The sequence below is a fragment of the Citrobacter sp. Ca225 genome, assembly GCF_030337175.1.
GTDB classification, from domain to species: Bacteria; Pseudomonadota; Gammaproteobacteria; order Enterobacterales; family Enterobacteriaceae; genus Citrobacter_A; species Citrobacter_A amalonaticus.
The window spans coordinates 52,492-60,431 of sequence record NZ_JAOWCD010000071.1; the positions used below are offsets into that span (position 1 = coordinate 52,492).

8 protein-coding genes are annotated in these 7,940 nt (G+C 53.0%); 4 read left to right on the forward strand and 4 right to left on the reverse strand.

The genetic code is table 11. The features are described from left to right. Window positions 1–50: 50 nt before the first annotated feature. Entirely contained in the window at window positions 51–2,498 is a 2,448-nt protein-coding gene (locus OGW13_RS11170; RefSeq protein ID WP_046401402.1) for a molybdopterin guanine dinucleotide-containing S/N-oxide reductase, read from the forward strand. A 95-nt stretch (window positions 2,499–2,593) separates the two neighbouring features. Here OGW13_RS11170 and argF read toward each other — a convergent pair whose 3' ends face one another. Both argF and argL read right to left on the reverse strand, forming a co-directional pair. Further along, window positions 2,594–3,598, reverse strand: a complete 1,005-nt coding sequence (argF, locus tag OGW13_RS11175) for an ornithine carbamoyltransferase (protein WP_287116084.1) — start codon at window positions 3,596–3,598, stop codon at window positions 2,594–2,596. Further along, entirely contained in the window at window positions 3,568–3,663 is a 96-nt protein-coding gene (gene argL, locus OGW13_RS25860; protein ID WP_371192323.1) for a putative translational regulatory protein ArgL, read from the reverse strand. The genes argF and argL overlap by 31 nt, the downstream gene beginning before the upstream one ends. A gap of 98 nt (window positions 3,664–3,761) precedes the next feature. Between argL and rraB the strand changes: the two genes are divergently transcribed. The 3 genes from rraB to OGW13_RS11190 all read left to right on the forward strand — a co-directional run bounded on the left by rraB (window position 3,762) and on the right by OGW13_RS11190 (window position 5,931). Further along, on the forward strand, window positions 3,762–4,187 hold the full coding sequence (gene rraB / locus OGW13_RS11180; protein ID WP_042999249.1) for a ribonuclease E inhibitor RraB: 426 nt from the start codon (window positions 3,762–3,764) through the stop codon (window positions 4,185–4,187). A gap of 61 nt (window positions 4,188–4,248) precedes the next feature. Further along, window positions 4,249–5,013: a tRNA isopentenyl-2-thiomethyl-A-37 hydroxylase MiaE gene (gene miaE / locus OGW13_RS11185; RefSeq protein ID WP_287116085.1), complete on the forward strand. Its 765-nt coding sequence runs from the start codon at window positions 4,249–4,251 to the stop codon at window positions 5,011–5,013. A gap of 87 nt (window positions 5,014–5,100) precedes the next feature. Further along, complete coding sequence (locus tag OGW13_RS11190; RefSeq protein WP_044253257.1) at window positions 5,101–5,931, forward strand: hypothetical protein; 831 nt, start codon at window positions 5,101–5,103, stop codon at window positions 5,929–5,931. Between the two features lie 6 nt (window positions 5,932–5,937). On the opposite strand, the gene OGW13_RS11195 is transcribed toward OGW13_RS11190, so the two are convergent. After that, window positions 5,938–6,435 (reverse strand): GNAT family N-acetyltransferase, encoded by a 498-nt coding sequence (locus OGW13_RS11195; RefSeq protein ID WP_044253259.1) that lies wholly within the window; start codon window positions 6,433–6,435, stop codon window positions 5,938–5,940. Between the two features lie 456 nt (window positions 6,436–6,891). Beyond that, the gene (locus OGW13_RS11200; RefSeq protein ID WP_000082736.1) at window positions 6,892–7,872 is read right to left on the reverse strand and encodes an IS5-like element ISEc68 family transposase; all 981 of its coding nucleotides are present in this window, start codon (window positions 7,870–7,872) and stop codon (window positions 6,892–6,894) included. Window positions 7,873–7,940: the final 68 nt, after the last annotated feature.

The following is a 7,940-nucleotide window of genomic DNA, read 5'->3' on the forward strand; positions in this document are numbered from 1 at the left end:
AAGATTTTACCTCTAAGGAATAACTAACAATTACGATTAAAGGAAAACCTATGAACCTTACACGACGTAACTTTATTAAGTATGCTGGCGGTTCCGCTGGCGCGATGATGATTACCTCGGCAATCCCGATGCCAGCGTGGGCAGCAGACGCGCCGGGTAATGCCATCCTGACCGCAGGACGTTGGGGGGCGATGTACATCGACGTTAAAGACGGCAAAATTGTGTCGTCGCGCGGTGCGCTGGCGAAAACGATTCCCAACGATCTGCAAACTACCGCACCCGATCAGGCGCATACCCCGTGCCGTATTCAATCTCCGATGGTGCGTAAAGGCTTCCTCAATGCGCCGGGCAAACCGGATGGCAATCGTGGTAAAGACGAATTCGTCAAAGTGTCATGGGAAGACGCTCTGAAGCTCATCCACGAGCAGCACGCCCGTATCCGTGCCGAGCATGGCCCATCTTCCATTTTTGCGGGATCTTATGGCTGGCGCTCCAGTGGTGTGCTGCATAAAGCGCAGACGCTGCTGCAGCGTTACATGAGCATGGCGGGCGGCTATACCGGGCATACCGGCGACTACTCCACTGGCGCGGCGCAGGTGATCATGCCGCACGTCGTCGGCTCGGTAGAAGTTTACGAACAGCAAACGGCATGGCCGCTGATCCTCGAACATAGTCAGGTGGTGGTCCTGTGGGGTCTTAACCCACTGAACACCCTGAAAATTGCCTGGACCAGTACGGATGAGCAAGGCCTCGAGTACTTCAATAAACTGAAAGCTTCCGGCAAAACTGTTATCGCCATCGATCCGCAACGCTCAGAAACTATCGATTTCTTCGGTGATAAAGCACAGTGGATTGCGCCGAATATGGGTACCGACGTGGCGCTGATGTTAGGTATTGCGTCCGCGCTGGTAGAAAAAGGACTGCATGACAAAGCCTTCCTCGATAAATACACCACTGGCTATGGCGAATTCGAAGCGTATCTGACGGGTAAAAACGACAACACGCCGAAAAATCCGGCCTGGGCCGAGAAGATTTGCGGCGTTCCGGCGAAGCAAATGGAAATTCTGGCGGAAATCTTTGCCAAGAATAAAACCATGCTGATGGCGGGTTGGGGCATTCAGCGTCAGCAGTATGGTGAACAGCGCCACTGGATGCTGGTTACCCTGGCGGCGATGCTCGGCCAGATTGGTACCGAGGGCGGCGGTTTTGGTTTCTCTTACCATTACTCTAACGGCGGCAACCCAACTCGCAGTGGCGGAGTGCTGTCGGCCATTTCAGCGACAATCGCAGGCGGCTCGTCTGCTGGCAACGACTGGGCAACCTCCGATGCGGTTGAAGCGTTCCCGGTTGCGCGTATTGTTGAAGCCCTGGAAAACCCCGGCGGAAAATATCAACATAACGGTAAGGAGCAAACCTTTCCCGATCTGCGCATGATCTGGTGGGCAGGCGGTGGCAACTTCACTCATCATCAGGATACCAACCGCCTGGTAAAAGCCTGGCAAAAACCGGAACTGGTGGTGATCTCCGAGTGCTACTGGACGGCTGCCGCCAAGCACGCGGATATTGTTCTGCCAATCACCACATCGTTTGAACGTAACGATCTGACCATGACCGGCGACTACAGCAACCAGCATCTGGTGCCGATGAAACAAGCCATCCCGCCACAGTTCGAAGCACGCAATGATTTTGACGTGTTCGCGGATATGGCTGAGCTGCTGAAACCAGGCGGTAAAGCCGTTTATACCGAAGGCAAGAGCGAAATGGACTGGCTGCGCGAGTTCTACGACGTGGCACAGAAAGGCGCGCGTCAGCAGCGCGTCAATATGCCGCAGTTCACCGCCTTCTGGGAAGCGAACAAGCTGATCGAAATGCGTAAGAACCCGAAAGAAGAAGTTTTCGTGCGCTATGCCGATTTCCGCAAGGACCCGGTGATGAACCCACTGGGTACGCCGAGCGGTAAAATCGAGATTTACTCGAAAACCATCGAAGGCTTCAACTATAAAGATTGCCCTGCGCATCCGACCTGGCTGGAACCAGACGAATGGGCTGGCAACGCTAAAGAGGGTGAACTGCAGCTGCTGACCGCGCACCCGGCGCACCGTTTACACAGTCAGCTTAACTATGCGTCGCTACGCAAACAGTATGCGGTGGCCAACCGCGAGCCGTTATACATCCATCCAGAAGATGCGAAAAAACGTGGCATTGCCGACGGCGATTTGGTGCGTGTCTGGAACACGCGTGGCCAGGTGTTAACCGGCGCGAAGGTTACTGATGGCATCAAGCAAGGTGTGGTATGTATCCATGAAGGCGCATGGCCGGATCTGGATTACGCAGGTACCGGGATCTGTAAAAACGGTGGAGCTAACGTGCTTACCAAAGACATCCCGACCTCGCGTCTGGCGAATGGCTGCGCGGGCAACACTGCGCTGGTGATGGCGGAGAAATACACCGGACCGGAGCTGGAACTTACCGCATTTACGCCGCCAATGGGCGCATAATTCACGGTTGTAATACTGGGCGAAAACGGTGATTTTCGCCTCAGACAGGTGATGAACCCCACAGTGTTATGTGGGGTTTTTGTTTGCGAACAATATTACTGCGCCAGCGTCGCCACCATCACTGCTTTAATGGTGTGCATCCGGTTTTCAGCCTGGTCAAACACAATACTGGCCGGGGATTCAAACACCTCATCGGTGACTTCCATTCCGCCGTGCAGACCAAATTCCTCCGCCATTTTTTTACCGAGCGTGGTCTGATCGTCATGAAATGCGGGCAGGCAGTGCAGAAACTTCACCTGCGGATTCCCGGAAAGCGCCATCATTTGGCTGTTGACCTGATAGTCGCGCAGCATGGCGATACGTTCCGCCCACATCTCTTTCGGTTCGCCCATCGACACCCAGACATCGGTGTAGATAAAGTCCGCCCCTTTCACGCCCGCCGCGATATCTTCGGTAAGCGTAATGTTACCGCCATTTTTCTTCGCCATTGCGCTGCATTCTGCGACCAGCGACGCTTCCGGCCAGCAGCTTTTGGGGGCCACCAGACGCAGGTCCAGCCCGGTGAGCGCGGCGGCTTCCAGCATTGAGTTACCCATGTTATTGCGCGCATCGCCCGCGTAAACCAGCGTCATCTCGTTAAACGCCTTACCTGGTAGATGTTCCTGCATCGTCAGCAGGTCAGCCAGTAATTGCGTAGGATGGAACTCGTTGGTCAACCCATTCCATACCGGTACACCGGCATATTCGGCCAGCGTTTCGACTACTTCCTGACCGTAACCGCGATACTGAATGCCGTCATACATCCGGCCCAACACGCGCGCGGTGTCTTTAATTGACTCTTTATGCCCAATCTGGCTGCCGCTGGAACCGAGATAAGTGACGCGAGCCCCCTGGTCGTAAGCGGCAACTTCGAAAGAGCATCGTGTACGGGTCGAGTCTTTTTCGAAGATGAGCGCGATGTTTTTGCCGGTAAGCTTTTGTTTTTCTTTGCCATTTTTCTTATCAGCTTTCAGTTTTGCGGCAAGTTGGACGAGTGCGGTGAGTTCAGCAGGGGTGAAATCGAGTAACTTTAAAAAATGCTTCTGATAAAAACCTGACATAGTTCCCTCCTATGGCGAATGCCATCTATTGAATTAAAATTCAATTTATATGGATGATTATGCATTTGCAACCCCGTTTCACAAATCTTTTCTGGAAAGGTGGAGGCAATGACGGCGGTATGTGACAATAAGAGTATCGGCAGGACATTATGAGGAACGAGCCATGGCAAACCCGGAACTACTGGAAGAGCAGCGTGAAGAGACGCGCCTGATTATTGAAGAATTACTGGATGATGGTAGCGACCCGGACGCGCTGTACACCATCGAACATCACCTTTCCGCAGACGATTTCGAAACCCTGGAAAAAGCGGCGGTAGAAGCGTTTAAACTCGGCTACGAAGTCACTGAGCCAGAAGAGCTGGAAGTTGAAGAAGGCGACACTGTGATTTGCTGCGATATCCTCAGTGAATGTGCGCTGAAAGCTGACCTTATCGACGCGCAGGTTGAACAGTTGATGAACCTGGCCGAGAAATATGACGTCGAATACGATGGCTGGGGCACCTACTTTGAAGATCCGAACGGTGAAGACGGTGAAGAGGGCGACGACGAAGACTACGTCGACGAAGATGACGACGGCGTGCGCCACTAAGATTACCAGGCGTTAAAAAGTACGGCAGCGCCTGCTGTCGTACTCTTCCAACAGGTTACTCATGAACTACCCGCAAATACTTTCTCCGGTGCTTAACTTTCTGCACTGTCCGACCCCGCAGGCATGGATTGACCAGGCGCGCGATCCGCAAAACCTCCCTCTGCTGCTCACCGATCATCTGATATGCGAACTCAAGGCGGCACAAACGGCGATGCTATTGGTGCGTAAGTATGTAGCGGATAAACCGGGTGCGGATGCGCTGCTCGCCTGGCTACAGCCGTATGAAGCCTTTGCCTTCCGGGAAGGGCCGGAACCGGACTTTGTTGCGCTCCATAAACAGATTGGTAAAAGCGTAATGCCGGAAACGGACGATCCGTGGGGCCGCCAGCTTATCGACAGCATGGTGTTGTTGATAAAGGAAGAATTGCACCATTTCTGGCAGGTGCGCGAAGCGATGCAGGCCCGCAACATTCCTTACGTGAAGACCACAGCCAGTCGCTACGCGAAAGGGATGCTGAAAGCGGTACGCACGCACGAGCCGCTGACGCTGATTGATAAGCTGATTTGCGGTGCTTACATCGAAGCGCGCTCCTGTGAACGCTTCGCCGCGCTGGCTCCGTTTCTCGATGACGATCTGCAAAAGTTCTATCTGTCGCTGCTGCGATCCGAAGCGCGCCACTATCAGGACTATCTGGCGCTGGCGCAACAGGTTTCGCAGGAAGATATTTCTCCCCGCGTCCGCTATTTTGGCGACGTGGAAGCGGCGCTGATCGTCTCGCCGGACAACGAGTTTCGCTTTCACAGCGGTGTCCCCGTCGCCTCTTAATTTCGGTAGTTCTGCCCGCCGCAAGGTGACATCCCGACGTGGGCAGTGAAAAATGTCTCTTTTTCAGGGCAAGGAATACCAATACCGATGAACTGGACACATGTACTTCTCGCAGGCTACGTCGGCGCGGTCATCGCCGCGGTGATAGGGCTCATGCGTAAAAAAGGCTGGGTGGGGAAGGCTTCTGGCGCGGTGCTGATGATTGTGGCGATCGTCGCGTGGAACCTGTTTGACGTGCACTACCTGATCCCGCGAGAAAAAGCGGCGTCCGGTCAGACGGAAGAGCAGCAGTTTGATGCCGCGCTACTGCAAATGCCGACGTTTCAGGTACTGAAGGAACAGGAGCCGGCATTTTGGGTCCATCTTCGCACCCAGGCGCTGCAGCTGAAAAATGAAGGCAAAACCGAACAACAAATAATCGATACCATTCAACCGCAGGTGCTGCAAATTCAGATGTCGCGTTTACAGCAGGCGCCGGACAGTAATGTCATTGACTATATGAAGATCAATCTCGAACAGACTGCGGCGGTGCAGAAAAAAGGCGACGATGAGTGTTTCCGCTTTCTCTTCCCTCAGGTCAAAGGCGGCATTAACCCGACGCGTCTGATCTCACCGGATATTCTGAAACGGCGTATGGAAGGCGATGCGGCGATGATGCGAGCGGCATACGGTCCTAATAAACACACGGTAACCGACACCGAGAAGCAGCAGGCCATGCAGGATCTGCAAAGCGTCGTACCAGTACTGGTGCAGCGCTACGGGCAGGATGTTCAGCTTATGGCTGAGCCGGAGAAGGGGATCGGGAAAGAAAAGGTCGTCTGCAATCTGGTGCAGGATATGTGGACGGAAGTGCTGAAATTGCCAGCCGCGCAGGCCGCTGGCGTGATTCGACTTTCGGTATCGCCTGAGATGCAATAGTCGGTATTACAGGGGTTTGAGCATCCGCACTTCGCAATCGACGTGCCCGGTGCAGCCAAGCGGTTCGCTGATATGCTCAAACCCTAAATGTTCGTACAGACCAATCGCCTCGCGTAAAAAGGCGGTCGTTTCCAGATAGCAATGTTTAAATCCCAGCGCGCGGGCGTGATCCATCGCCATCAGCGCCAGCTTTTTCGCCATGCCTTGTCCTCGCGCCACGGGCAAAAAGTACATTTTTTGCAGTTCGCAAATATCGGGTTCGCTACAGGTTAACGGCGCAATTCCGCCGCCCCCCACCACTTCGCCATTACGCTCCACCACCCAATATGCATGTCCTGGTTGCGAGTAGAGCTGATACAGCTCATCAAGATTTGGATCGGCAACGGTATAGCCTTTATCAGCGGTAAGGCCATATTCGGCGGAAACCTGACGGATAACGGCAGCGATGACCTGGTTATCCCTGGCCGTCAGGCGACGTAACGTGAGCGCGTCAAAAACATTCATTTTACTACCCGGTTAAACAATACTAATAATTTGAACTAATAGCATCCCCGGCCAGGTGATGCAAGCACCTTATAACATAGCGGGTGGATGTTATTTATGCAGATAATAAGGTAATATCTCTATTGGCTGGTATTTCTATTGCCTGCTAATAATGTGTATTTTTAAGGATGATTAACGACAGGGATTTATTATGCAGGAATATCTTATAAAAGAAGAGGCGCCATCACACGCTTTTGAATTTCGTGGCGATGGCGGAAGTTATTTTCTTATTTGTCTGGTCAATTCGTTGCTGGTACTGGTGACATTAGGGAAGTTGCGATTAAGTGGTCCGCAGCTCCCGATATGACGCCCCAAACCGTCCTTTATCGACGTCCTGTGGCTCAATTTTCCAATTTTCAGCCCAAAATCGTCTCTTCGTGGCTGATTTTGGCCCTGTTTCAGGCTAATTTCCTCATTTCAGGTAGATCTCGCCTGTGCCCGTATCAATTGGTCAACTCGAACCAGGTTCGCCAGGGTGAATAACATCGCCAGTTGACTGTCATTTTTAGCCAGCCCCTTGTACCTGGCTTTGACGAAACCAAACTGACATTTTACTATCCGAAATGGATGCTCAACCTTCGCTCGGATACTCGCTTTCAGGTATTCGTAACGGATGGCCAGCTTGTTCTTGCGCGGGTGTTGCTTCAATGCATTCACTTTGCCGGGACGCTTGGCGATAAGCCAGTCTGCGCTGACATCGCTGAGCTCATCGCGCTTTTCGGCCCCCTGATAACCAGCATCGGCTGAGATAAATTCTTCATCGCCATGCAGTAACTTGCCAACCTGATTGAGGTCGTGCTCGTTAGCCGCCGTGGTCACCAGACTGTGGGTCAGGCCACTTTTGGCGTCCACGCCAATGTGCGCTTTCATGCCGAAGTACCACTGGTTACCTTTCTTGGTCTGGTGCATGTCTTCATCACGGCTGTTGTGTTTGTTTTTGGTAGAGCTGGGGGCTTGAATGATGGTGGCATCCACCAAGGTGCCCTGGGTCATTAGAACGCCACACTCTGCTAGCCAGTGATTAACGGTACTGAAGATTTTGCGGGCCAGTTCATGCTGCTCCAGCAAATGCCGGAAATTCATGATGGTAGTGCGGTCTGGAATGGCTTTATCCAGTGACAGGCGAGCAAATTGGCGCATGGAGGCGATTTCATAGAGGGCATCTTCCATGGCCTCATCGCTCAGGTTGTACCATTGCTGCATGCAGTGAATACGCAGCATGGTTTCCAGCGGATAGGGCCTGCGACCATTACCGGCCTTGGGATACACAGGCTCGATAACGCCAAGTAATTTGTCCCAGGGAAGCAAGTCATCCATTCTGCCAAGGAAAACTTCTTTGCGGGTCTGGCGGCGTTTACTGGAAAACTCACTGTCGGCAAAAGTCAGTTGCTGGCTCATCCGGTTACTCATTCTGGGTTCAGGTTACAACACGATGATCTCACATCTCGGACTTATTCGCACCTTCC

What these genes read in the sequence shown, in the direction of transcription:
- OGW13_RS11170 (WP_046401402.1), top strand. Translation starts at nt 51, where the DNA reads ATGAACCTTACACGACGTAACTTTATTAAGTATGCTGGCGGTTCCGCT.
- argF (WP_287116084.1), bottom strand. Translation starts at nt 3,598, where the DNA reads ATGTCAGGTTTTTATCAGAAGCATTTTTTAAAGTTACTCGATTTCACC.
- argL (WP_371192323.1), bottom strand. Translation starts at nt 3,663, where the DNA reads ATGCATAATCATCCATATAAATTGAATTTTAATTCAATAGATGGCATT.
- rraB (WP_042999249.1), top strand. Translation starts at nt 3,762, where the DNA reads ATGGCAAACCCGGAACTACTGGAAGAGCAGCGTGAAGAGACGCGCCTG.
- miaE (WP_287116085.1), top strand. Translation starts at nt 4,249, where the DNA reads ATGAACTACCCGCAAATACTTTCTCCGGTGCTTAACTTTCTGCACTGT.
- OGW13_RS11190 (WP_044253257.1), top strand. Translation starts at nt 5,101, where the DNA reads ATGAACTGGACACATGTACTTCTCGCAGGCTACGTCGGCGCGGTCATC.
- OGW13_RS11195 (WP_044253259.1), bottom strand. Translation starts at nt 6,435, where the DNA reads ATGAATGTTTTTGACGCGCTCACGTTACGTCGCCTGACGGCCAGGGAT.
- OGW13_RS11200 (WP_000082736.1), bottom strand. Translation starts at nt 7,872, where the DNA reads ATGAGCCAGCAACTGACTTTTGCCGACAGTGAGTTTTCCAGTAAACGC.